The organism is Rhodococcus sp. NCIMB 12038 (assembly GCF_002165735.1).
Taxonomy (GTDB): Bacteria; Actinomycetota; Actinomycetes; order Mycobacteriales; family Mycobacteriaceae; genus Rhodococcus_F.
The window spans coordinates 154,070-176,117 of sequence record NZ_NHML01000014.1 but is presented as its reverse complement, the minus strand read 5'-3'; the positions used below and the strand labels follow the sequence as shown (position 1 = coordinate 176,117).

Sequence of the window (22,048 nt, the reverse complement as noted above, 5' to 3'; positions counted from 1 at the left end):
ATGAGTGAGCAGCAAGTAGTGGTGCCGATCGGCATCAGCGTCAACGGCGAGGATCACGAGTTCACGGAACCGTTGACCGTCACCGGGCTGCTGGAGGCGCTGAACCTGCCGACCAAGGGCATCGCGGTGGCCGTGAACGGCGCCGTGTTCCCCCGCGCCCGGTGGGACGAGTTCGTGGTCCGGGGCTGGGAGATCGAGATCCTCACGGCGGTGCAGGGTGGCTGACACGACTCCCGGCGTGCAGAAGGGCCTCACGATCGCGGGCCGCACGTTCGGTTCACGGTTGATCATGGGCACCGGCGGCGCCGCCAACCTGACGGTGCTCGAAGAGGCGCTCGTCGCGTCCGGCACCGAGCTGACCACGGTCGCGATGCGCCGCGTCGACGCCGTCGGTGGCACCGGGGTGCTGGACCTGCTGCGCCGGCTCGACATCGCGCCGCTGCCCAACACCGCGGGCTGTCGCGGCGCGGCGGAGGCGGTGCTGACGGCGCAACTCGCCCGGGAGGCACTCGAAACCGACTGGGTGAAGCTCGAGGTCATCGCCGACGAACGCACCCTCATGCCCGACGCCATCGAGTTGGTCAGCGCCGCCGAGCAACTGGTCGACGACGGATTCGTCGTCCTGCCGTACACCACCGACGACCCGGTCCTGGCCCGCAGGCTCGAGGACGTCGGCTGTGTGGCCGTGATGCCGCTGGGTTCGCCGATCGGCACCGGGCTCGGTATCGCGAACCCGCACAACATCGAGATGATCGTGGACGGTGCCGGGGTACCGGTCATCCTCGACGCCGGCATCGGGACCGCCAGCGACGCGACCCTCGCGATGGAACTCGGCTGCGACGCCGTCCTGCTGGCCACCGCGGTGACCAGGGCGAAGGATCCGGCGCTCATGGCGTCGGCGATGCGCGGGGCCGTGGTGGCGGGGTACGAGGCCCGGCACGCGGGCCGCATCCCCAAGCGGTTCTGGGCGCAGGCGTCGTCGTAGATCTCGGGGTCGCGTCGGGGTCCGGTTCAGGGGCCGACCGGTACCAGGGGACGAGTCGGGAGTAGACCTGCGGCCGATGCGCGCCGGCCGCAGGTTCCGGCATCCTTCTCATCATGATTGAAGTGAGGGGACTGACAAAGACCTTCGGTGCGACGAAGGCGGTGGACAACCTGACGTTCAACGTGAAGCCGGGTATGGTCACCGGCTTCCTCGGTCCGAACGGTGCAGGCAAATCGACGACGATGCGCATGATCCTCGGGCTGGACCGCCCCACGGCGGGCAGCGCGCTGATCGACGGCAAACCGTACAGCGACCTGGTGCAGCCGTTGCGGACGGTGGGGGCCCTGCTCGACGCGAAGTGGGTGCACCCCAACCGCTCGGCCCGAGCCCATCTGCAGTGGATGGCGGCGTCCAACTCGCTGCCGAAGAGCCGCGTCGACGAGGTGCTGCACCTCGTCGGGCTCACCGAGGTGGCGGGGAAGAAGGCAGGCGGGTTCTCGCTCGGCATGTCCCAGCGACTGGGCCTGGCCGCCACGCTGCTCGGCGACCCGAAGGTGCTGCTGTTCGACGAGCCGGTGAACGGGCTCGACCCGGAGGGCATCGTCTGGATCCGGAAGTTCATGCAGCGCCTCGCGGCAGAGGGCCGCACCGTGCTGGTGTCGAGCCACCTGCTGTCCGAGATGGCGCTCACCGCAGAACATCTGGTGGTCATCGGCCGGGGCCGACTGATCGCCGACACCACCGTGTCCGAGTTCGTCAGCAAGTCCTCGGAATCGACGGTGCGCGTGCGGAGCCCACAGCTGGACGCGCTGCGCAGCGCGCTCACGTCCAACGGACTCACGGTGCGCGAGGACGGATCCGACGGGCAGCAGGCGCTCGTCGTGGTGGATTCGTCGACGGACGTCGTCGGCGGGATCGCCGGTTCGCAGGGCATCGTCCTGCACGAGTTGGCATCTCAGCGCGGATCGCTGGAGGACGCCTTCATGAAGTTGACCGGAGACGACGTGCAGTACCACGCAGAGGGCGTCGAAGATGTGATGAGGGGTGCACTGTAATGGCTGTTCTCAATGCCGAACGGATCAAGATCACGTCGACGAGGTCGCCGTGGTGGTGCACGGTCATCATCATCGTGCTGGGACTCGGCCTCGCCGCAGTCATCGGGCTCAGCGCGAAGGCCAGTATCAACTCCTTCAACAACCAGATCGCGGACGGTAGGCAACCGGATTTCGATCCGTTCCTGCCGCAGATGGCGGACGCCGTGGGCGGTGTGTCCGGATTCGGCGTGCTGGTGCTGATGATCCTCGCCGCGCTCGCCGTGACCAGCGAATACCGGTTCGGCGTCATCCGCACCACGTTCCAGGCGATTCCGAATCGGGCGTCCGTCCTGATCGCGAAGGCCGGCCTGATCGGCGCGTTCGGCGCCGTGCTGACGTTCGTCCTCACGTTCGGGGCGTACGCCATCGCGAAGGCGACGGCCGGCGACGAAGCGGGAGCGGCACTCACACTGACCGGTGCGGACGCGTGGCGGTCGATCTACGGCGTCCCGATCTACGCGTTCCTGTGCGTGGTCCTCGCTGTCGGAGTCGGCACCCTGCTGCGTCAGTCGGCGGGCGCGATCGCCCTGCTGCTGCTGTGGCCGCTGCTGATCGAGAGCCTGTTCAACCTGTTCGGCTCGTTCGGCCAGAAGATCATGCCGTTCCTGCCGTTCCTCAACGCCAACAACTTCCTGGGAGCGTCGCAAGGAGCCGATTTCCACTGGGGCCCGTGGGGCAGCCTCGTGTACTTCGCGGTGTTCGTCTTCGTGATCTTCGGGGCCGGACTGGTGGTCGTCAACAAGCGCGACGCCTGACACCCGATACAGTGATCTCGCCCTGCTCCTCCGCCAGGTGATCGTCGGGAGACCTGGCTGAGGGTGACGGTGGGGCGGGAGCCTGTGGGCCGGTGCGAAATCCATTCGCGCCGGCCCACAGGTGCTTCTGCGTTAGGCTCCCGACATGCGACTACGGGGAGTTTTCACAGTCGGAGTGGCCGGTGCGATGGTCCTGGCCGGGTGCTCGTCGACGAGCGAACCCGATTCGCCGCCGGTCGACGCGAGCGCTCTCGCGGCTTCGGTCACCGAGAGTGGTGTGGTGGGGCACCTCGAGCAACTGCAGACGATCGCCGAGAGCAACGACGGCAACCGCGCGGCCGGAACCTCCGGCTACGACGCGAGCGTCGACTACGTCGCACAGACATTGGAAGACAAGGGCTTCGACGTCCAGACCCCGGAATTCGAGTTCCACAAGTTCGACGTGCACACGGAGGCCCTGCGGTCCGGCGATCGTGACTTCGACGTCCGGGCGCTGTCGTATTCGCCGTCCACCGGTCCGCAGGGGCTCACCGCCCGCCTGGTGCCCGCTCGCAAGGACGACAGTCCGGGATGCGAGGCCACCGATTACGACGGCCTCGACGTGACCGGGGCGATCGTCCTCGTGAACCGCGGGGTGTGCCCGTTCGCGGCCAAGCAGCAGGTGGCCTCCGAGCGCGGCGCCGCAGGCGTGATCGTCGTCAACAACGAGGACGGACCGATGAGCGGCGGTACCCTCGGCGACCCGGACGTGGGCAAGGTCCCCACGGGCGGGGTGAGCAAGGCGGACGGCGCTGCGCTCGAACAGGCGGGAGGCGACGTCACGCTCACGCTCGACACCACCACCGAGTCGAGCACCGCGCGCAACGTCATCGCCCAGACGAAGACCGGCTCGACGGACGACGTCGTGATGGTCGGTGCCCACCTGGACAGCGTCCCCGACGGCCCCGGCATCAACGACAACGGCACCGGCGTCGCCGCGACCCTCGAAACGGCCGTGCAACTCGGCGGTTCGCCCGACGTCGACAACGCCGTTCGCTTCGCGTTCTGGGGCGCCGAGGAATTGGGTCTGCTCGGGTCGGAGGCCTACGTCGACAGTCTCAGCGATGAGCAGCGGAACGACATCGCTCTGTACCTGAACTTCGACATGCTCGGTTCCGAGAACGCCGGCTACCTCGCCTACGACGGCGACAACTCCGACAACGTCGGCGAGGGCCCCGGACCCGAGGGTTCCGCGGGCATCGAGCGGACGTTCACCGAGTTCCTCCAGGGCAACGGCATCGCCGCGGACGGCACGGACTTCGACGGCCGATCCGACTACGGACCGTTCATCGAGCACGGCATCCCCTCGGGCGGGGTGTTCAGCGGCGCCGACGAGACGAAGACCCCCGAGCAGGCGCAGAAGTGGGGCGGCACCCCGGGTGTCGTGTACGACAAGAACTACCACAGCGCGACCGATACCCTCGAGAACGTGGACCGGGCCGCGCTCGCCAAGAATGCCGCCGCGGTCGCCTATGCCGTCGGGGTGTACGCGGAGTCGCTCACGGGTCCGAACGGAGTCCCCGTCGGCGCGGACCGGGAGAAGGCGCGGGCCACCGAGTGAAGTCCGATTCGTCACGGGTTTGTGCATGTGACGCTGAGTTACTCTTACTCCCGTGAGCGACGACCCCGCCGAAGAGAGCAGTGCCCAGCCGGGCGCTGCGCAGACACCGAAACGGGGCGACAAGGTGCTGGGCTGGGTGGGATCGGTGAATCGGCAGCCGCAGCTGATCGAGGGGCTGCGGAAGGTGCGTCGCGCGCTCCCCGGCGATCCCGCGTTCGGCGACCCGCTGTCGACGGCCGGCCCAGGGAGCGCCCGGGCCATCGCCCGCGTCGCCGACCGTTTCCTCGACCACCAGCCGGGCGCGTCCCGCGAGATGAGCCTCGGCGCGCTGCAGGTGTGGCAGGCGCTGCTCGAGCGCACCGGACGCGGGCGGGGAACGCGGGAGGTGACCATCGTGTTCACCGACCTCGTGGGGTTCTCCAGTTGGTCGCTGCCCGCCGGCGACAGCGCCACCCTCGCCCTGCTGCGCGACGTCGCCCGGGCCGTTGAGACGCCCATCGTGGACCGGGGCGGGCATGTGGTGAAACGACTGGGCGACGGCGTGATGGCCGTCTTCCCCAGCCCGGACCGCGCGATCGACGCCGTCTTCGCCGCGCAGGAAGCCCTCGCGGACGTCGAGGTGGACGGCTACCGCCCCCGCATGCGCGTCGGCATCCACACCGGTTCGCCCCGGCAGATCGGCAGCGACTGGCTCGGCGTCGACGTGACCGTCGCCGCCCGGATGATGGAACTGGGCGGCGACGGCAACGTGATGGCGTCGTCCGCCACGCTGTCGAGCCTGCAGCCGGGCACCCTCGACGAACTGGGGGTCGGGGTCAAGCCGTGGCGGCGTGCCTTCTTCGCCCCCGCCCCCAGCGGAGTGCCCTCCGACCTCGGTATCTGGCGGTTGCGGCTCCGCCGCCCGTGAGTACTTGTTAACGTCCGGCGGTTAACAAGTACTCACGGGTGCCGCAGGCGCCACAAGGGTGAGACGGGGCCGTGACCGGCACCCAGGTCGTACGACGCCTCCAGGCACTTGGTGACCCATTCCTTGCCGAACGCCACCGCGTCGGGCACGGACCACCCGTGGGCGAGCGCACTCGCGATGGCCGCCGCGAGGGTGTCGCCGCCGCCGTGGTCGTTGCCGGTGTCGATCCGGGGACTGCTGAACTCGAGGAACCGGTCGCCGTCGAACAGCAGATCGGTGCTCGACGCCGACGTCCGGAGATGCCCGCCCTTCACGATCGACCACTGCGCGCCGAGCGCGTGCAGCGCCTCCGCGGCCCGGCGCGCGGTCGCGTCGTCGACCACCTCGATGCCGGTGATCAACCGGATCTCGTCGAGGTTCGGGGTGACCACCGTGGCGATCGGGATCAGCGTGTTCCGCACGGCGTCCAGCGCCTCCGCGTGCAGGAGCGGATCGCCGTGCATCGACGCGCACACCGGGTCGACGACCAGCGGGACCGGCTGGTCCCTGCCGATCCCGACCTCGGTGCACACGGCGGCGACGGCCTCGATGATGGCCGTCGACGCGAGCATCCCCGTCTTCGCTGCCCCGACCCCGATGTCGTCGACGACGCACCGCACTTGCGCGGCCACCGTCTCCGGCGGAATCTCGTGGAAACCGCTGACCCCCACCGAGTTCTGCACCGTCACCGCGGCGACCGCGACACATGCGTGGACGCCGCACAGCGCCATCGTCCGCGAGTCCGCCTGGATCCCGGCGCCACCGCCGGAATCGGTGCCGGCGATGGTGAGGACGCGGACGGGGGTCTGGCCGTCGGGGGTCAGGGGCAGCAGCTTCACGAAGGGGACCTTACCGATTCTCTGAGGTGACGGATTCGACGGGCAGATACACGCGGCCACCTGCACCGACGAACTCGCTCGACTTCTCGGCCATGCCCGCCTCGATGGCTTCGATCGAATCGAGCCCGTGCTGCTGTGCGTACTCCCGCACGTCGGCGGAGATCCGCATGGAGCAGAACTTCGGGCCGCACATCGAGCAGAAGTGGGCCGTCTTCGCCGGCTCCGCGGGCAGCGTCTCGTCGTGGAACTCCCGCGCCGTGTCCGGGTCGAGGGACAGCGCGAACTGGTCGTGCCAGCGGAACTCGAACCGGGCCTTCGACAGCGCGTCGTCCCGTTCCTGCGCCCGCGGATGCTGCTTCGCGAGGTCCGCGGCGTGCGCCGCGATCTTGTACGTGATGACCCCGGTCTTGACGTCGTCCCGATTCGGCAGCCCCAGGTGCTCCTTGGGGGTGACGTAGCAGAGCATCGCGGTGCCGGCCTGCGCGATCATCGCCGCCCCGATCGCGGACGTGATGTGGTCGTACGCCGGTGCGATGTCGGTGGCGAGCGGTCCGAGCGTGTAGAACGGCGCCTCCTCGCACAGCTCCTCCTCGAGACGCACGTTCTCGACGATCTTGTGCATCGGCACGTGTCCGGGTCCTTCGATCATCACCTGCACGCCATGCGATTTCGCGATCTTCGTAAGCTCACCGAGGGTGCGGAGTTCGGCGAACTGGGCCTCGTCGTTGGCGTCCGCGATCGACCCGGGGCGCAGACCGTCACCGAGCGAGAACGTGACGTCGTAGCGGTGGAGGATCTCGCAGAGTTCGTCGAAGTGGGTGTACAGGAACGATTCCCGGTGATGGGCCAGACACCACGCCGCCATGATCGAACCGCCGCGGGAGACGATGCCGGTGACCCGGCGCGCGGTCAGCGGGATGTAGCGGAGCAGCACCCCGGCATGGACCGTCATGTAGTCGACGCCCTGCTCGCACTGCTCGATCACGGTGTCGCGGTAGATCTCCCAGGTGAGTGCCGTCGGATCACCGCCGACCTTCTCCAGTGCCTGATAGATCGGCACGGTTCCCACGGGCACCGGCGAATTGCGCAGGATCCATTCCCGGGTCTCGTGAATGTTCTTGCCGGTGGACAGGTCCATGATGGTGTCCGCGCCCCACCTGGTCGCCCACACCATCTTCTCGACCTCCTCCGCGATCGACGACGTCACCGCGCTGTTGCCGATGTTCGCGTTGATCTTGACCGCGAACGCCTTGCCGATGATCATCGGCTCGAGTTCGGGGTGGCAGCGGTTGGCCGGGATCACGGCACGACCCGCCGCGACCTCGGCGCGCACCGTCTCGGGTGAAACACCTTCGCGTGCAGCGCAATACCGCATCTCGGGGGTGACGGTTCCGGCGCGGGCGGCGTCGAGCTGGGTGCCGACCCGGTCGGCGATCCACGACGCCCGCAGGTGCGGAAGCCCCGCGTCCAGGTCGATCGTGGCGTCCGCGTCGGTGTACGGGCCCGACGTGTCGTACACGTCGAGGTGCTCACCGTTGGTGAGATGTACGCGCCGGACCGGCACCCGGACGTCGCCCGACTGCAGGTACTGCTTGGTGCTGCCCTGGATCGGTCCCGTGGTGACGGACGTGGCTGTAGATATGGTTGTGCTCATCGATGATGCTCCCTACGCCGGCATTACCCGGACAGGTTCGACGGTCGACGGCCCCTAGCCGTCCTCTCAGCCCGCTGGTGCGAGCCCCCGTGGATGTGTAGTTGTCCCGGAGACTGTAACCGAGATCTCTGTGAGTGAAACATTCGGGGGAAACTTGGACAGGGCTTCCGTACATCGGTATAAAGGGTGATGAACATCACATTTCGATTACGACACATACCCCCAGGAGATAGCCATGCTGACAGATGCGCAGGTTGTGGACGTGATCGACAACGCCGATCAGAACCGATTCGAACTTCGACTGAGTGGTGACCTGGTCGGCATCCTCGGGTATTTCGCCCTCGCGGACACCCCGCCGGGTGCGGGTGCGGGAGTGGGCGTGGTGGCCCGGCCGCCGGGCCAGAGGGGCCGGGGGCGACAGGCTCCGGTGGTCTCGTTCATGCACACGGTGATCGTCGAGGACTTCGGTCACCGCGGACTCGCCGCACTCATGGTGGGGCGCTCCCTCGACCTCGCTCGCGGGTACGGCTGGAAGGTCCGGCCCGTGTGCACCTATGTGCAGCGCTTCGTCGCGGGGCATCCCGAGTACCGCGACCTCGTGGTCCCGGTGGAGGCCTGACGGCGGTCGGTCGGGACACGAAACGACCACTCGTCGGCAACGAAACGGTTCCGGGGCCGGTGATTCCACTCGCGACGGTGCCCATGGGCTGATTCCATGAGTGGCATGGATCACATTTCGAACGTTCCCGAGCCGTCGGGGAGCATCACGGCCACTGATGCTGGCATCACGACCACTGATGCTCGCGTACTCGACAACCCCGCCCACGAACGATTCGACCTGTGGCTGGGGGACGAGCTGGTCGGCATCCTCGGCTATCGCGACGAGGACGACATTCCCGGGTTCACCGCCAAGCCCGGCGAGGTGGTCGCGTTCATGCACACGGTGATCGTGGAAGACCTCGGTGGCCGCGGCCTCGCTGCGGTTCTCGTGGGAGAGGCGCTGGGTTCAGCGCGCAGGCGGGGCTGGAAGGTGCGTCCCATCTGCACGTACGTCCGGCGCTACGTGGCGCTGAACCCGGAGCATCTCGACATTCTGGTCGCCGACTAGAAACCGGGGCGCCGTTCGTCTCGGGTTGCTGCGCCTCAGTCGCCGAGGTCGACGATGACGGGCGCGTGATCGCTGGCGCCCTTGCCCTTGCGTTCGTTGCGGTCGATCTCGGCCTTGTCGACACGGCCGGCGAGGGCGGGCGACCCGAGCACGAAGTCGATGCGCATGCCCTGCTTCTTCGGGAACCGCAGCTGGGTGTAGTCCCAGTAGGTGTAGACGCCCGGACCGGGGGTGTGCGGCCGGACGACGTCGGCGAATCCCGATTCGACGAACGCCTGGAAGGCCTCCCGCTCCGGGACGGACGTGTGGGTCTTGCCCTCGAACAGTGCCGGATCCCAGACGTCCTCGTCGGTGGGCGCGACGTTCCAGTCACCGACCAGCGCGATCTGCGCGTCCGGATTCCGGTCCAGCCATCCGACCGCATCCGTGTGCAGCTTCGCCAGCCAGTCCAGCTTGTACGTGTAGTGCGGATCGGCGAGCTCACGCCCGTTGGGGACGTACAGGCTCCAGATGCGGACGCCGTTGCAGGTAGCGCCGATGGCGCGGGCTTCCTGCGCGGGCGCGACCTCCGGGTCCTTGTGGAACCCGGGCTGATCCTCGAAGCCGATCTGCACGTCGTCGAGGCCGACACGGGACGCGATCGCGACACCGTTCCACTGGCTGAGGCCCACGTGCGCGACCTCGTACCCCAGTTCGCGGAACCGCTCGTACGGGAACTGCTCGTCCTTGCACTTGGTTTCCTGCATCGCCAGCACGTCGACGTCGGACCGCTGGAGCCAGTCCAGGATCCGGTCGGTACGGGCACGAACAGAGTTCACGTTCCAGGTTGCGATGCGCACGGCAGCCACCCTAGCGGCACTGGCCGACAGATTTTCAGCCGCCGGGTTCGGTGGCGTAGCGGTACCGGTGGTGCGTCACGAAGCCGACGTTCCGGTACATCGCCTGCGCGCCCTCGTTCTCGACGGCGACCTGCAGACACGCGTGGGTCGCACCGTGCTCGCGTCCCCAATTGATCATGTCGCCGCAGATCAGGCTGCCGATTCCGCGGCGGCGGTGGTCCTGCGCCACCTCGACAGCGGTGAGCCCGACCCATCGACGGTCGTCGGGCGCGGTCGTGACGGATCCGCGGGCGACGGCGAGGAGCGTCGAGTCGGCGGCGCCGATCCGGCCGAAGCCGAGCGTCCCGCCGCGGACCGAGTTCAGCACGTCGACCGCGAAGTCGGGGAGCGCGGACCCGCGGTAGCGGTAGAGGGCGAGCCAGTCCGGATCGGGGTGATCGGTGACCGTCGTGGTCCGCGGACCCTCGGGCAGCGCCAGGTTGTCGACGTCGGCGGCCATCACGACCACTTCGTCGCTGACGTTCCAGCCCAGCGGCACCTCGCCCAGGCGGTCGGGGATCAGCAACCGCAGCGGGCGGTCCCGTTCGGCGTACCACTCGCGCAGACGGTCGAGCGTGCCGCCGGGGGAGGGGTCGTCCAGACTCCCGACCGACCCGCGGTCGCCGAGCGGCGCCGCCGAGTTGGCGCGTCCGGTGAAGCCGTGGCCGTACCGGGCGAGCCAGCCGTCGATCCATACGTGCTCGATCCCCGGCCAGCCGTCGGCGGAGGCCAGTTCGAGGGACCGGATCTCGCTCGCCCGCACGGGGCGTGCGGGGACCGCCTTCAGTGCGACCACCCGCTCCGGCTCCACTTCGATCGCGGAGCCGGCCGCGTCGCGGACGACCACGAGCGGCTCGACGCTCTCGAGTACTCCGATGACGTCGGTCATCGGATGGCTGGAACCGGGCGGCAGCTGGTATCGCAGCACCACCCGGCTTCCGAGCGGAATGTCAGTCGTCATGTCCGAACGGGTCTTCGACCGTTCCCGGCACCCAGCTGAGCCCGGGAACTCCCCAGCCGGCGCGCTTGATGGTTTTCTTCGCGGCGCGTGCGTTGCGGCCGACGAGCATGTCGACGTAGAGGAACCCGTCGAGGTGACCGACCTCGTGCTGCAGCATGCGCGCGAAGAAGTCGCGTCCCTCGATCTCGACGGCGTTGCCGTCGGCGTCGGTGCCGGTGACCTTGGCCCACTCGGCCCGGCCGGTGGGGAACTGCTCGCCGGGAACCGACAGGCAGCCCTCGACGTCGTCGTCCGGGTCCGGCATGGTCTCGGGGCGTTCCGACGTCTCGAGGACCGGGTTGACGACGCAGCCCCGGCGGCGGAACGGCTTTCCGGTCTCGTCGACGTCCGGGCAGTCGTAGACGAACAACCGCAGCGGCAGGCCGACCTGGTTGGCGGCGAGCCCGACGCCGTTGGCGGCGTCCATCGTGTCGTACATGTCGGCGATGATGTCTGCGAGTTCCGCAGGTGACTGGGACACCGTCTCGGTCGGTTCGTGCAATACCGGGTCGCCCACGATCCGGATGGGGAGGATGGCCATGGTCGTCAAGGATAGTGCGGCGCGCCCGAGCCGTTCGCACTGCCCGCGGCGTTCGTCGTGGTTGAATAGTCGCTGAAGTACAGCTGTGTAATTCGTTGCTCGATCGGCCACGCGATCGAGGAGCCGGGGGAACGTGGTTTCGCTGAGGTCGGGCGAGAGCTAGTAGTCGAGGAGTGAGATGGACGGCGCAACAGCGCGTAGTCGGAACCAGTCCGAGCGCATCGACGGCGACACTTCCGTAGGGGTCGACGACGTCGGCAACGACGACGGTCTCTCGCGTCGGGAGCACGACATCCTGTCCTTCGAGCGCCAATGGTGGAAGTACGCCGGCGCGAAGGAAGAAGCGATCAAAGAGCTGTTCGACATGTCCGCCACCCGGTACTACCAGGTGCTCAACGCGCTGGTGGACCGGCCGGAGGCGCTCGCAGCCGACCCGATGCTCGTCAAGCGCCTGCGACGGCTGCGCGCGAGCAGGCAGAAGGCCCGCGCGGCCCGTCGCCTCGGGTTCGACGTCACGTAGCAACCGGTCGCTAAGGTCGACATCGTGAGTACTCCGAAACCCGAATCGTCCGGCCCGCCGTTACGTGCTCTCGCGATGGTGCTGATCGCCCTCGCGATTCTCTTCGCAGGTCTCGGGTTCGCCTCGCTCGGAGGTTCGGACTCGGAGGAAACCGCAGCCACCGTCACCACTTCGGCGGCTGCCACGACCACCGCCGCCCGTCCGACGACGGCCGCCGGAGCGGGGGGAGGCACCTCCGCTTCCGCGGCGAGCACGACGTCCGGTGCGTCCAGCACCACGAAGGCTGCCGATGTGGCGTCGGTGCCGGTGCGGGTGCTCAACAACAGCAACGTCACGGGGCTCGCGAGCCAGACCGCCACCGAACTGATGTCCTCGGGGTGGACGGTGTCGGAAACCGGCAACTACAGCGACGGCACCATCTCCGAAACCACCGTGTACTACGGCACTTCCGCCGCGGAGAAGGAAGCGGCCACCGAGATCGCGGCGCAACTCGGGGTGTCGGCGGAGCCGAAGTTCCCGGGCATCGCGAATTCGTCGGCCGGTGTGGTCGTCATCGTCACCTCTGCGCAGTAGACCGGACGGTCGGTGCGTCGGCGCCGCGGTTATGATCAGGTGCACTTCTTCGCCACCTCAAAGGAGCGGTTTGATGGCCTCGAGTTCTACCCGTCGGATGTCCTGGCGCATTGTCACCCCGGTGGTGGCCATTGCAGCTTTCGGGCTGACCGCCTGCAGTAACAACGAGGCGCCGACCGACGTTCCCGGCACCACTCCTCCCGTCTGGACCGGCGCCGCCGATCCCAGTGCGGCAGGCGTTCCCGGCGACGCCGAAAGCGGTTCGGGCGAGAACGCAGAGAGCGGCGCGCTCACCGCGACGCTGAAGAACGCGGAGGGCGAGAGCGTGGGTACCGCCACGTTCAAGCAGTCGGGCAGTCACGTCGAGGTCACCGTGTCCGTGAAGGACCAGACGCCCGGATTCCACGGTTTCCACGTGCACTCCGTCGGAAAGTGTGAGACGAACTCCGTGGCACCGACCGGTGGTGCGCCCGGAAACTTCCTGTCCGCGGGCGGGCACTTCCAGGCCGCGGGCCACTCGGGGCACCCGGCGAGCGGTGACCTCACGTCGCTGCAGGTGCTGGAGGACGGCACCGCCGAGTTGGTCACCAGCACCGACGCCTTCACGGTCGAGGACCTGAAGAACGGCGACAGCGGCACCGCGGTCATGATCCACTCGGGTCCCGACAATTTCGCGAACATCCCCACCCGTTACGCACCCGCTCCCGATCAGGAAACCCTGAACACCGGTGACGCGGGCTCTCGCGTGGCCTGCGGTGTCATCGGCGCCGGCTGAGTTGCGTGACACCCCGGCTGCAGCCGGGGTGTCGGCGCGCTGCCGCGGGCTGCGGCCTGTGGTTGGATCGAAACCGTGGTAGTTCCCTTTCCCGGTTCGCCGCGGCCGACGCTGGGTGTCGAGTGGGAGATCGCGCTGGTCGACAGGGTCACGCGGGATCTCTCCAACACGGCCGCGGAGGTGTTCGACGCGGTCGAGAATCTCGCGGGTCCGGAGGATCCGCGGATCACCAAGGAGTTGCTGCGCAACACCGTCGAACTCGTCACCGGCATCCACTCCACCGTCGGGGAGGCAATGGGCGACCTCGACGAGTCGCTCGACCTGCTGCGGCGGGCGGCGAACCCGCTCGGGGTCGATCTCATCTGCGCCGGAACGCACCCGTTCGCGCAGTGGTCGACCCAACTGGTCACGCGCACACCGGATTACGACGAGCTGATCGAGCGCACCCAGTGGTGGGGCCGTCAGATGCTGATCTGGGGTGTGCACGTCCACGTGGGGGTGTCTTCGCCGCAGAAGGTGTTCCCGATCCTCAACGCGCTGTTGCAGCGGTACCCGCATCTGCTCGCGCTGTCCGCGTCGTCACCGATGTGGGCGGGAGTGAACACGGGGTACGCGAGTAATCGCGCCCTGATGTTCCAGCAACTCCCCACCGCGGGGCTCCCGTACCAGTTCGCGAACTGGGCGCAGTACGAGGATTTCATCAGCGACCAGATGAAGACCGGGGTGATCACCAAGATCGGCGGGATGCACTGGGACATTCGGCCCGCACCGCGGTGGGGCACCATCGAAGTCCGCGTCTTCGACGGCATCTCCACCCGCGCCGAACTCGGTGCCCTCGTCGCGCTCGTGCACTGTCTTATCGTCGACCTCGACCGGCGTTTCGAGGCGGGCGAGAATCTGCCGAACCTGCAGCCGTGGCACGTGAAGGAAAACAAGTGGCGGGCTGCGCGGTACGGACTCGACGCGGAGATCATTCTCGACGAGGACAGCAACGAGCGGCTCGTCACCGACGACCTGAACGACCTGCTGGAGAAGCTGGCGCCGACCGCCGTGCGACTCGGCTGCGCGGACGAATTGGCCGCCGTGGCCGAGATTCCCCGCCGCGGCGCCTCCTACCAGCGGCAACGTCAGGTCGCGGAGGCCACCGGCGGTGACCTGGTGGCCGTGGTCGATGCGCTGGTGAAGGAGCTCGGGACCTGAAAGTCGGTCTCGGGCAGGACACTCGTCCACTTGCCGTTCACGTGTTGTTTACACTTGGCGGGTGTCGATCGACGATGTTGCCGTTGTACGGCCGGGTGGGCCCGTCGATCGTTCCCGCATGTTCGTTGCGGGCGGGGCGCTCGGTGTGGCGATCCTGCTTGTCGTGGTCCAGTCGGTCGCGTCCGTCCAGGGTTTCCAGGGTCCCTTGGAGAGCCTGTTCCGCGACTACGTCCTGACCCCCAAGTCGGCGTCCGTTCCGTGGGCCGGCCTCGCGCTTGCGATGGTCGGGCTCACCAACCGGCAACGCATCGTCGCGCTGTGTTCGGCGGCAGGCATCGATGTGGTGGTCGCCGTTGTGCGCTACCTGTCGGGTGGCCCGCTGACCGTCGGGAACGGCGCGACGTGGGTACTCACCGCGGTCGGTGTCTACGCGGCGGTCCGGTGGACCGGCGAGCAGCGGCGCAGCGCCCTCAAAGGTGTCGGGCTGGGTGCGCTGCTGATTCTCGCGACCAAGTTCGGCGACGCCTGGCTGCAGGTCACGATCATGGCCGGGCCGATGGTCCTCGACGAGTTCGCCCAGCTCGCGGATCACGCGCTGGGAAGCCCGTCGTGGCACATGGGGCAGTTCGTCGACGCGCTCGGTCCCGTCGGGTACGGCATCCTGCACTGGGTCTACATCGAACTGCCGGTCGCGGCGATTGCGGTGGCCGTTTACCAGCTGCGGAACGGTTGGCCCTCGCACTACCTGGTGCGCACGTTCCTGCTGATCGGTCTCGTCGGTCCCGTTTTCTACGTGCTGTTCCCCGTGGTCGGTCCGATCTTCGCATTCGGTACCGAAGGGCAGGGGTTCCAGGTCAGCGACTACTGGCCGAACCTCGTTCCGGCACCCGGCTTCGCGCCCGAACCCCTGTCGTTCGATTCGACGACGCCGCGCAACTGCATGCCGAGCCTGCACACGGCGTGGGCCCTCGCACTGTTCATCCACTCCCGGCAGGGTGCCTGGTGGCTGCGGCTCGGCGGCACGTTCTGGCTGGTGTGCACACTGACCGCGACCCTCGGGTTCGGCTACCACTACGGCGTCGACCTGGTCGCCGGAGCGGTCCTGTGCCTGACCATCGAATCCGCGCTCCGCGACCCCGAACGGGGGTGGGGCTGGTTCCGGGTCCGCCTCGTCGGCGGCGGCGCGCTGGTGCTGGCGGGACTGCTGCTCAGCTACCGCTACCTCGCGGTGCCGATGAGCCGATTCCCCGAGGTGTCCGGACCGCTCGTTCTCGGTGCCCTCGCCGCGATGAGTCTAGGCTTCTACGCGACGTTCTTCGCCCGGCCCGACACCGCGCTGGCCCGGTGGGGCAGCGGCGCGAAGGCGGCGGTCACGGACGTTCTGGTGGCTCCAACTCGTTGATCATCAGCAGCCCGTCCTGATCGCGTTGCTCGCGGTACGCCACGCGGCCGACGCTGTGCGCGATGACCGGCGCGGTGAACAGGGTGAAGATGCCGACGAGGATCAGCATCCAGATGTCGACGTTGCCGCGCAATTCGAGGACGGCGCCCGCGAGAACCATGATGAGACCGACCACCTGCGGTTTGGTGGCGGCGTGCATGCGGCGCAGGGTGTCCGGGAACCGGACGATGGCGATGGCGGCCGTCAGCGCGAGCAGCGAACCGCACAGCATGAGGGTGGCCCCGATGACGTTCAGCACGGTGGTCACGACTTGTCACTCACCCGGAACCGGGCCACCGACACCGAGCCGATGAACCCCACCAGCGACAACGCGACGATGGCGGGCACGATCGTCGTGTCGCCGGTGTACGCCGCCCACACGGCGAGGCCGCACATCGCGAGCGCGATCAGGGTGTCGAGGGCGACGAGACGATCCAGCGAGTTCGGACCGTCGAGCAGCCGGAACGTCGTCAGCACCCCGGCGACGACCAGGATGATTCCGGATATGACCGATACGACTGTCATGAGCTGCCCTCCTGAGCGGGGTCGTCGTACTGCTGGTCGCGGTTGTGCCAGGGGCTCGGTTTCCAGTCGGAGTCCCGTTCGAACGCCTCGATGAACAACCGTTCCAACTGCGCGACGGTGCGGTAGAACTGGCTGACCGCCTTCTGCGAGCCCATGTCCAGGACGTGGACGTAGACGATCCGCCGGACCTGGTCGATCTCGAGGACCATGGTCCCGGGGATGAGGTTCAGCACGTCGATGCACAGGGTCAGCACGAGATCCGACTTGATCCCCAGCTGGTACCGCAGGACGCCGGTGACGGGCGGGGGCCCGGGCCGGAGTGCGAGCCACGCGATCTGGAGGCTCGACTGGAGCGAGTAGAACACGAACATCACGGCCAGCCGCAGCAGCGGCAGGAAGTGCACCCGGCCCTCCACGGGCACCCGCGGCAGGGGCATGAGCACCATGATGAGCGCGCCGACGGCGAGTCCGCCGAGAATGTTGCCCCAGCTGACGTTGCCCCACAACAGGATCCACACGGACATCAGCCACAGCAACGCGCCGAACTGGAGAATTCTCTCGCGTTTCATCGCGGTGCCTCCTGCGCTTCGCCGCTGGGGTGACCGCCGAGGACGGCGTCGATGTAGATGGACCGGTTCTGCAGATCGCTCGCGGCGCGATCGCTGATCTGGATGATCTGGCCGGCGAACACCGTCATCGCGAGCCCGACGGCGACGAGGGCGACGGTGGGGATCAGCATCATCGCGGGGATCCGGCCCACGTCGGCGCGGTCGTCGAACGCGATGTCGGCCTCGGACTCGTCGAGCAGCGCCGACGGGCTGACGTCTGCCAGGTCGCCCTCGGGGGCGTCGGCGCGGGCCCGCCAGAACGCCTTGGTCCACACGCGTGCGACGACGTACAGGGTGAGGAGGCTGGTGACGGTTCCGCCGGCAACGAGGGTCCACGCCAGCACACTCGCGTCCGCGGAGCCGGCCTGCAACAACGCGACCTTGCCGATGAACCCGGAGAACGGGGGAATGCCACCGAGGTTGAGGGCCGGGATGAGGAACACGATGGCCAGGACGGGGCTGGCCGCGGCGAGCCCGCCGAGACGCCGCAACGACGAGGACCCGGCCTGACGTTCGATCAGACCGACCACGAGGAACAGTGTGGTCTGCACGAGGATGTGGTGAGCTACGTAGTAGATGGCACCCGAGAGCCCCGACTGTGTGGACAGCGCGACACCGAACACCATGTACCCGATGTGGCTGACCAGGGTGAAGGACAGCAGACGTTTGATGTCGCTCTGCGCGATCGCACCGAGGATGCCGACGAGCATCGTCAGCAGGCCGCACACCATCAGCACGTTGTCGAGTTCGCCCTCCGGGAAGAGCAGCGTGTGCGCGCGGATGATCGCGTACACACCCACCTTGGTGAGCAGCCCGGCGAACACGGCGGTGACGGGGGCCGGCGCGGTGGGGTAGGAGTCGGGCAGCCACGTCGACAGCGGGAACACCGCGGCCTTGATGCCGAACGCAACCAGCAGCACGCCGAAGATGGCGGTGCGGGTGCCGGACGGGATGCCGTCGAGGCGGGTGGCCATGTCGGCGAGGTTGAGGGTGCCGGTGGCCGCGTAGGCGAACGCGATACCCGCCAGGAAGATCAGCGAGGACACCATCGACACCATCACGTACGAGACACCCGCGCGGACGCGATCGGCGCTCGCGCCCAGCGTCAGCAACACGAAACTGGCGGCGAGGAGCACCTCGAAACCGACGTACAGGTTGAACAGGTCGCCGGCCAGGAACGCGTTGGAGATGCCAGCCGTCAGCGCCAGATACGTCGGCAGGAAGATCGAGACGGGCTGATCCTCACTGCCGTCGCGGATACCCTGACCCACGGCGTAGGCCATGACGGCGAGCAGCACGATGGACGAGACCACCAGCATCATCGCGGACAGTCGGTCGACCACCAGCGTGATGCCGATCGGCGAATCCCAGCCACCCACCTGAACGGCCGTCGTCCCGTCGCGGTCCGCGAGGAACAGCAGCAGTCCCGACACGACGAGGACGCCGATCAACGCGACGAGCGTGATGATCCGCTGGGCCCGTGGACGCCGGCCGAGCACCAGCGTGGCCGCGGCGGCGAGCATCGGGACGAGGACGGGCAGCGGCGCGAGCGCCGTGATGACGTACGGGGAAATGGTCACGACTTCTCCCCGATCCCGGCCTTGTCGATGTCCTCGTCGTCGTCGAAGTCACCCTCGTGCAGGTCTTCGTAGCATTCGAGGTCTTCGAGGTTCTTCAGTTCGTCCAGGGGAATGGGGTTTCCGTCCTTGTCGAAGGCGTCGCCGCTGAAACTCGGCTCACCGGTGACCGGGTCGTCGGAGCGGTCGCGGTCCGGGGCCTCGGCAGGCGACCGCCGCCGCAGGACCTTGGTGTCCTCGAGGTCGTTCTCGACGGCGTCCTGCGTGGTGATCTTGAACGACCGGTACGCGAGCGCGAGCACGAAGCCGGCGATGCCCATCGTGATGACGATCGCCGTCAGGATCATCGCCTGAGCCAGCGGGTCGGCCATCGACTCGTGAATCGATTCGCGGCCGACGATGGGCGGATTGCCGTCCGGCCCACCGGACGTGAGGATGAGGAGGTTGATGCCGTTGCCGAACAGCAGCAACCCCAGCAGCATGCGGGTGATGCTGCGTTCGATGAGCAGGTAGACGCCGGCCGACACGAGGACGCCGATGATGACGAGAAATCCGAGGTTCGCGCTCATTACTGGTTCACCTCGACCTGTGCGTCGAGACGTGCCCCGAGGCTGCGGAGTACGTCGAGTACGAGTCCGACCACGATGAGGTACACACCCAGGTCGAAGAACAGGGCGGTGACCATCTTGACGTGACCGATCACCGGCAGTGTCACCTCGAAGACCGCGGACGAGAGCGCGGGGGCGCCGAGGAACAGCGAGGCCAGCGCGGTGCCCGCGGCGAGGGTCAGCCCGAGCCCCAGGATCTTGCCCGCGTCGATCGGGACGGTCTCGCCGAGTTCGTACCGCCCGCCCGCGAGGTACCGCAGGACCAGCGCCAGACCGGCGGTGAGGCCGCCGGCGAAACCGCCGCCGGGCGCGTTGTGGCCGGAGAAGAAGAAGTACACCGACAACACCATGATGGTCGGGAAGATCAGCCGGGTCGTCACCTCGAGGACCAGCGAGCGGTGTTTCGGATCGATGAGGTCGCCGCCGAGCAGCCACGTGGTCTCGGAATGCGAGGCCGAAGACTCGGCCGTGACCGCGGGGGCGTCGGCCACCCGGGGGGCGCTGCCGAAGCGGCGGTTGCGGAACACCAGGCTCGCGACACCCGTGGCCGCGACGAGCAGCACCGAGATCTCGCCGAGCGTGTCCCAGGCGCGGATGTCGACGAGCAGGACGTTGACGACGTTCTTGCCGTTGCCGAGGTAGTACGCCGCGTCGGGGAGCCGCTCGTAGATCGGCGCCGAGTTCCGGGCGTTGATGGCGTACGCGCCGATCGTGGTGATGGTGGCACCGACCGCGACCGCCAGCAGCGCCCGCGGAAGCTTGAATCCGATCGCCCGGCGCTCGTCCACCTCGGCGGGTAGTTTCCGGAACACGAGGACGAAGATGACGAGGGTCAGCGTCTCCACCAGGAACTGGGTGAGCGCCAGGTCGGGGGCGCCGTGGAGAGCGAACAGCACACCGCAGCCGTAGCCGCTGAGACCGACGAGGATCACGCTGGCCAGGCGGTTGCGCATCACGGTCGCGGCGAGTGCGGCCGCGACCATCATCAGTCCGATCACGAACTGCACCGGCGAATCCCACAGGCGCACGTCGGCGCCGGTATCGGTGCCGACGACGAGCAGCACCAGCGGCACCAGCACCAGGGTCCCGAGGATGGTCGCCTGGGTCAGCGGCAGCGAACCGCGCTGGGTGGCGCCGGTCAGCCGCATCGACAGGGCGTCCATGCCGCGCAGCGTCGCGTCGTAGATGCGGTCGGCGTTGCCGAGCGGGGGATGCTCGAACCGCAACCGGTTGACCCAGCGCTGCGCCACGAACAGCGCGGTGCCGACGGCGAACACGAGCAGCGTGAGCAGCAGCGCGGTGTTGACGCCGTGCCACAGCGCCAGGTGGTAGTCGGTGGCGGCCTCCGCGGGCAGCGTGCGTGAGTACGGCGTCAGCAGCTTCTCGAGCTGCGGCGCCGCCAGTCCCGCCACCAGGCTCAGCACCGCGAGAACGGCAGGCGCGGCGAGGAACAACGGTCCGGGAGCGTGCATGCCCTGCACGGCCGGGCTCGGCCGCGCGAGCCGCTTGCGGCCGAACGCGCCCCACATGAACCGCACGCTGTAGGCGAGCGTCAGGATCGAACCCAGCACGACGACGCCGACGGTGGCGATCCGCGCCGGGTCGGCGAGGACGGTGGTGCTCAGCAGGGAGTCGAACGCGGCCTCCTTGCCGACGAACCCGAGGAACGGCGGCAGCCCGGCCATGCTGGCCGCGGCCAGCGCGGCGAACACCATCAGTGCAGGCGCACGAGTGCCGAGGTGCGCGAGTTTGCGGATGTCGCGGGTCCCCGTCGTGTGGTCGATGATGCCGACCACCATGAACAGTGCGGCCTTGAACATCGCGTGCGCGACGACCATCGTCATGCCCGCGAGCGCGGCGTCGCGGGTGCCGAGACCGACCAGCACCATCATGAAGCCGAGCTGGCTGACGGTGCCGAACGCGAGCACCAGTTTGAGGTCGAAGGCGCGCATCGCCCGCCACCCGGCGAGGACCATCGTCAGCAGGCCGAGCGTGATGATCGTGAACCGCCAGGGCGCCGCGTCGGCGAAACCCGGCGACAATCTGGCCACCAGGTAGATGCCGGCCTTCACCATCGCGGCGGCGTGCAGATAGCCGCTGACCGGGGTCGGGGCGGCCATCGCGCCGGGCAGCCAGAAGTGCAGCGGGACGATCGCCGACTTCGACAGCGCACCGATGAGGACGAGCACGACGGCGACACCGGCGAGCCAGCCGCGAGGCGCGACCTCGATCAGTTCGGACAGGTTGTACGTGCCGCTCACCTGGCCGAGGATGATGATGCCGACGAGCATGGCCAGACCACCCGCGGTGGTGACGAGCAGGGCCTGCGTCGCGGCGCGGCGGCTGGAGGCGCGTTCGGCGTAATGCCCGACCAGCAGGAACGACAGGACCGTCGTCAGTTCCCAGAAGATGTAGAGCAGCAACATGTTGTCGCTGGCGACGAGCCCGAACATGGCCCCGGCGAACGCCACCATCTCGGCGGCGAAGATGCCGAGACGGGGTTCGTCGTCGGTGAAGTAGCGGGCGCAGTAGACCAGGATCAGCGTGCCGATGCCGAGCACCAGCACCGACATGATCGCGGCCAGCGGATCGAACCAGAAGTCGAGGTCCATCGACAGGCCCGGGGCCCACTCGACGGACACGGTCTGGACCGTGCCCCAGTTCGCGATCACCCATCCGAGTGACACCAGCGGGACGAGGGACAGGGGATAGAAACCGTTGCGGCCGAACTTGCGCACCACAAGCGGAGCCAGAACGGCGGCAACGGCATGGGCGAGCAGAACAGCAAGCAAAAGGCACTCCGTCGGGGGTCAGCGGGCGG

24 protein-coding genes and 1 riboswitch are annotated in these 22,048 nt (G+C 68.1%); of the genes, 13 read left to right on the top strand and 11 right to left on the bottom strand.

All coding sequences use genetic code 11. From position 1 onward, the window contains the following. From thiS to CA951_RS22445, 6 genes are all read left to right on the top strand, one after another. On the top strand, nucleotides 1–225 hold the full coding sequence (thiS, locus tag CA951_RS22470; protein WP_087558912.1) for a sulfur carrier protein ThiS: 225 nt from the start codon (nucleotides 1–3) through the stop codon (nucleotides 223–225). Beyond that, the gene (locus CA951_RS22465; RefSeq protein ID WP_179220279.1) at nucleotides 218–985 is read left to right on the top strand and encodes a thiazole synthase; all 768 of its coding nucleotides are present in this window, start codon (nucleotides 218–220) and stop codon (nucleotides 983–985) included. Before thiS ends, CA951_RS22465 begins: the two co-directional genes overlap by 8 nt. A 113-nt stretch (nucleotides 986–1,098) precedes the next feature. Then, complete coding sequence (locus CA951_RS22460) at nucleotides 1,099–2,040, top strand: ABC transporter ATP-binding protein (protein ID WP_005251715.1); 942 nt, start codon at nucleotides 1,099–1,101, stop codon at nucleotides 2,038–2,040. Then, nucleotides 2,040–2,834: an ABC transporter permease gene (locus tag CA951_RS22455; RefSeq protein WP_087558911.1), complete on the top strand. Its 795-nt coding sequence runs from the start codon at nucleotides 2,040–2,042 to the stop codon at nucleotides 2,832–2,834. The genes CA951_RS22460 and CA951_RS22455 overlap by 1 nt, the downstream gene beginning before the upstream one ends. Nucleotides 2,835–2,979: 145 nt before the next feature. Beyond that, entirely contained in the window at nucleotides 2,980–4,434 is a 1,455-nt protein-coding gene (locus CA951_RS22450) for a M20/M25/M40 family metallo-hydrolase (protein WP_179220278.1), read from the top strand. Between the two features lie 52 nt (nucleotides 4,435–4,486). After that, on the top strand, nucleotides 4,487–5,341 hold the full coding sequence (locus CA951_RS22445; protein ID WP_087558909.1) for an adenylate/guanylate cyclase domain-containing protein: 855 nt from the start codon (nucleotides 4,487–4,489) through the stop codon (nucleotides 5,339–5,341). Between the two features lie 32 nt (nucleotides 5,342–5,373). Here the strand turns inward: CA951_RS22445 and thiD are convergent, their stop codons facing one another. Together thiD and thiC are read right to left on the bottom strand one after the other, a co-directional pair. After that, nucleotides 5,374–6,219: a bifunctional hydroxymethylpyrimidine kinase/phosphomethylpyrimidine kinase gene (gene thiD, locus CA951_RS22440; protein ID WP_087558908.1), complete on the bottom strand. Its 846-nt coding sequence runs from the start codon at nucleotides 6,217–6,219 to the stop codon at nucleotides 5,374–5,376. Between the two features lie 10 nt (nucleotides 6,220–6,229). Further along, nucleotides 6,230–7,873 (bottom strand): phosphomethylpyrimidine synthase ThiC, encoded by a 1,644-nt coding sequence (gene thiC, locus CA951_RS22435; RefSeq protein WP_087558907.1) that lies wholly within the window; start codon nucleotides 7,871–7,873, stop codon nucleotides 6,230–6,232. Continuing rightward, nucleotides 7,866–7,974: riboswitch (TPP riboswitch) on the bottom strand. It overlaps the preceding gene by 8 nt. A 134-nt stretch (nucleotides 7,975–8,108) precedes the next feature. On the opposite strand from thiC, the gene CA951_RS22430 reads away from it, so the two are divergent. Both CA951_RS22430 and CA951_RS22425 read left to right on the top strand, forming a co-directional pair. Then, nucleotides 8,109–8,492, top strand: coding sequence for a GNAT family N-acetyltransferase (locus CA951_RS22430; protein WP_087558906.1), 384 nt, complete (start codon nucleotides 8,109–8,111; stop codon nucleotides 8,490–8,492). A 105-nt stretch (nucleotides 8,493–8,597) separates the two neighbouring features. Then, entirely contained in the window at nucleotides 8,598–8,981 is a 384-nt protein-coding gene (locus CA951_RS22425) for a GNAT family N-acetyltransferase (protein WP_087558905.1), read from the top strand. 35 nt (nucleotides 8,982–9,016) lie between these two features. Here CA951_RS22425 and CA951_RS22420 read toward each other — a convergent pair whose 3' ends face one another. Genes CA951_RS22420 through CA951_RS22410 form a run of 3 tightly spaced genes read right to left on the bottom strand, consistent with a single transcriptional unit; the run spans nucleotide 9,017 to nucleotide 11,400 of the window. Continuing rightward, nucleotides 9,017–9,820 (bottom strand): exodeoxyribonuclease III, encoded by an 804-nt coding sequence (locus tag CA951_RS22420; protein ID WP_087558904.1) that lies wholly within the window; start codon nucleotides 9,818–9,820, stop codon nucleotides 9,017–9,019. A 34-nt stretch (nucleotides 9,821–9,854) separates the two neighbouring features. Then, nucleotides 9,855–10,820, bottom strand: coding sequence for an N-acetyltransferase (locus CA951_RS22415; RefSeq protein ID WP_087558903.1), 966 nt, complete (start codon nucleotides 10,818–10,820; stop codon nucleotides 9,855–9,857). Then, the gene (locus tag CA951_RS22410; protein WP_087558902.1) at nucleotides 10,810–11,400 is read right to left on the bottom strand and encodes a peptide deformylase; all 591 of its coding nucleotides are present in this window, start codon (nucleotides 11,398–11,400) and stop codon (nucleotides 10,810–10,812) included. The genes CA951_RS22415 and CA951_RS22410 overlap by 11 nt, the downstream gene beginning before the upstream one ends. Before the next feature lie 178 nt (nucleotides 11,401–11,578). Here CA951_RS22410 and CA951_RS22405 point away from each other — a divergent pair, with 178 nt between their 5' ends. The 5 genes from CA951_RS22405 to CA951_RS22385 all read left to right on the top strand — a co-directional run bounded on the left by CA951_RS22405 (nucleotide 11,579) and on the right by CA951_RS22385 (nucleotide 15,870). Next, the gene (locus CA951_RS22405) at nucleotides 11,579–11,920 is read left to right on the top strand and encodes a DUF3263 domain-containing protein (protein WP_087558901.1); all 342 of its coding nucleotides are present in this window, start codon (nucleotides 11,579–11,581) and stop codon (nucleotides 11,918–11,920) included. A gap of 24 nt (nucleotides 11,921–11,944) precedes the next feature. Continuing rightward, nucleotides 11,945–12,493, top strand: a complete 549-nt coding sequence (locus CA951_RS22400) for a LytR C-terminal domain-containing protein (protein ID WP_087558900.1) — start codon at nucleotides 11,945–11,947, stop codon at nucleotides 12,491–12,493. A 73-nt stretch (nucleotides 12,494–12,566) separates the two neighbouring features. Further along, entirely contained in the window at nucleotides 12,567–13,268 is a 702-nt protein-coding gene (locus CA951_RS22395; protein ID WP_087558899.1) for a superoxide dismutase family protein, read from the top strand. A gap of 75 nt (nucleotides 13,269–13,343) precedes the next feature. Continuing rightward, on the top strand, nucleotides 13,344–14,468 hold the full coding sequence (locus CA951_RS22390) for a glutamate--cysteine ligase (protein WP_087558898.1): 1,125 nt from the start codon (nucleotides 13,344–13,346) through the stop codon (nucleotides 14,466–14,468). A gap of 118 nt (nucleotides 14,469–14,586) precedes the next feature. Then, entirely contained in the window at nucleotides 14,587–15,870 is a 1,284-nt protein-coding gene (locus CA951_RS22385) for a phosphatase PAP2 family protein (protein WP_087558897.1), read from the top strand. Here the strand turns inward: CA951_RS22385 and mnhG are convergent. Genes mnhG through CA951_RS22355 form a run of 6 tightly spaced genes read right to left on the bottom strand, consistent with a single transcriptional unit; the run spans nucleotide 15,839 to nucleotide 22,019 of the window. After that, a complete protein-coding gene (mnhG, locus tag CA951_RS22380) occupies nucleotides 15,839–16,177 on the bottom strand; it encodes a monovalent cation/H(+) antiporter subunit G (RefSeq protein ID WP_005264391.1) in 339 nt (112 codons plus the stop codon). The two genes, CA951_RS22385 and mnhG, sit on opposite strands and share 32 nt — an antisense overlap. Then, nucleotides 16,174–16,434 (bottom strand): monovalent cation/H+ antiporter complex subunit F, encoded by a 261-nt coding sequence (locus CA951_RS22375; RefSeq protein WP_005251754.1) that lies wholly within the window; start codon nucleotides 16,432–16,434, stop codon nucleotides 16,174–16,176. Before CA951_RS22375 ends, mnhG begins: the two co-directional genes overlap by 4 nt. Beyond that, nucleotides 16,431–17,003, bottom strand: coding sequence for a Na+/H+ antiporter subunit E (locus CA951_RS22370; RefSeq protein WP_087558896.1), 573 nt, complete (start codon nucleotides 17,001–17,003; stop codon nucleotides 16,431–16,433). Before CA951_RS22370 ends, CA951_RS22375 begins: the two co-directional genes overlap by 4 nt. Then, nucleotides 17,000–18,622 carry a Na+/H+ antiporter subunit D gene (locus tag CA951_RS22365; protein ID WP_087558895.1) on the bottom strand — a complete coding sequence of 541 codons (1,623 nt, stop codon included), beginning with the start codon at nucleotides 18,620–18,622 and terminating at the stop codon, nucleotides 17,000–17,002. The genes CA951_RS22370 and CA951_RS22365 overlap by 4 nt, the downstream gene beginning before the upstream one ends. After that, nucleotides 18,619–19,188 (bottom strand): Na(+)/H(+) antiporter subunit C, encoded by a 570-nt coding sequence (locus CA951_RS22360; protein WP_087558894.1) that lies wholly within the window; start codon nucleotides 19,186–19,188, stop codon nucleotides 18,619–18,621. Before CA951_RS22360 ends, CA951_RS22365 begins: the two co-directional genes overlap by 4 nt. Next, a complete protein-coding gene (locus tag CA951_RS22355; protein WP_087558893.1) occupies nucleotides 19,188–22,019 on the bottom strand; it encodes a Na+/H+ antiporter subunit A in 2,832 nt (943 codons plus the stop codon). The genes CA951_RS22360 and CA951_RS22355 overlap by 1 nt, the downstream gene beginning before the upstream one ends. Nucleotides 22,020–22,048 lie beyond the last annotated feature (29 nt).

Bases quoted from the DNA above. Each gene is read 5' to 3' on its own strand.
- CA951_RS22385 (WP_087558897.1), top strand. From the start codon at position 14,587: ATGTTCGTTGCGGGCGGGGCGCTCGGTGTGGCGATCCTGCTTGTCGTG.
- CA951_RS22460 (WP_005251715.1), top strand. From the start codon at position 1,099: ATGATTGAAGTGAGGGGACTGACAAAGACCTTCGGTGCGACGAAGGCG.
- thiS (WP_087558912.1), top strand. From the start codon at position 1: ATGAGTGAGCAGCAAGTAGTGGTGCCGATCGGCATCAGCGTCAACGGC.
- CA951_RS22425 (WP_087558905.1), top strand. From the start codon at position 8,598: ATGGATCACATTTCGAACGTTCCCGAGCCGTCGGGGAGCATCACGGCC.
- CA951_RS22410 (WP_087558902.1), bottom strand. From the start codon at position 11,400: ATGGCCATCCTCCCCATCCGGATCGTGGGCGACCCGGTATTGCACGAA.
- CA951_RS22455 (WP_087558911.1), top strand. From the start codon at position 2,040: ATGGCTGTTCTCAATGCCGAACGGATCAAGATCACGTCGACGAGGTCG.
- CA951_RS22415 (WP_087558903.1), bottom strand. From the start codon at position 10,820: ATGACGACTGACATTCCGCTCGGAAGCCGGGTGGTGCTGCGATACCAG.
- thiC (WP_087558907.1), bottom strand. From the start codon at position 7,873: ATGAGCACAACCATATCTACAGCCACGTCCGTCACCACGGGACCGATC.
- CA951_RS22375 (WP_005251754.1), bottom strand. From the start codon at position 16,434: ATGACAGTCGTATCGGTCATATCCGGAATCATCCTGGTCGTCGCCGGG.
- CA951_RS22450 (WP_179220278.1), top strand. From the start codon at position 2,980: ATGCGACTACGGGGAGTTTTCACAGTCGGAGTGGCCGGTGCGATGGTC.
- CA951_RS22430 (WP_087558906.1), top strand. From the start codon at position 8,109: ATGCTGACAGATGCGCAGGTTGTGGACGTGATCGACAACGCCGATCAG.
- CA951_RS22360 (WP_087558894.1), bottom strand. From the start codon at position 19,188: ATGAGCGCGAACCTCGGATTTCTCGTCATCATCGGCGTCCTCGTGTCG.
- CA951_RS22405 (WP_087558901.1), top strand. From the start codon at position 11,579: ATGGACGGCGCAACAGCGCGTAGTCGGAACCAGTCCGAGCGCATCGAC.
- CA951_RS22370 (WP_087558896.1), bottom strand. From the start codon at position 17,003: ATGAAACGCGAGAGAATTCTCCAGTTCGGCGCGTTGCTGTGGCTGATG.
- CA951_RS22395 (WP_087558899.1), top strand. From the start codon at position 12,567: ATGGCCTCGAGTTCTACCCGTCGGATGTCCTGGCGCATTGTCACCCCG.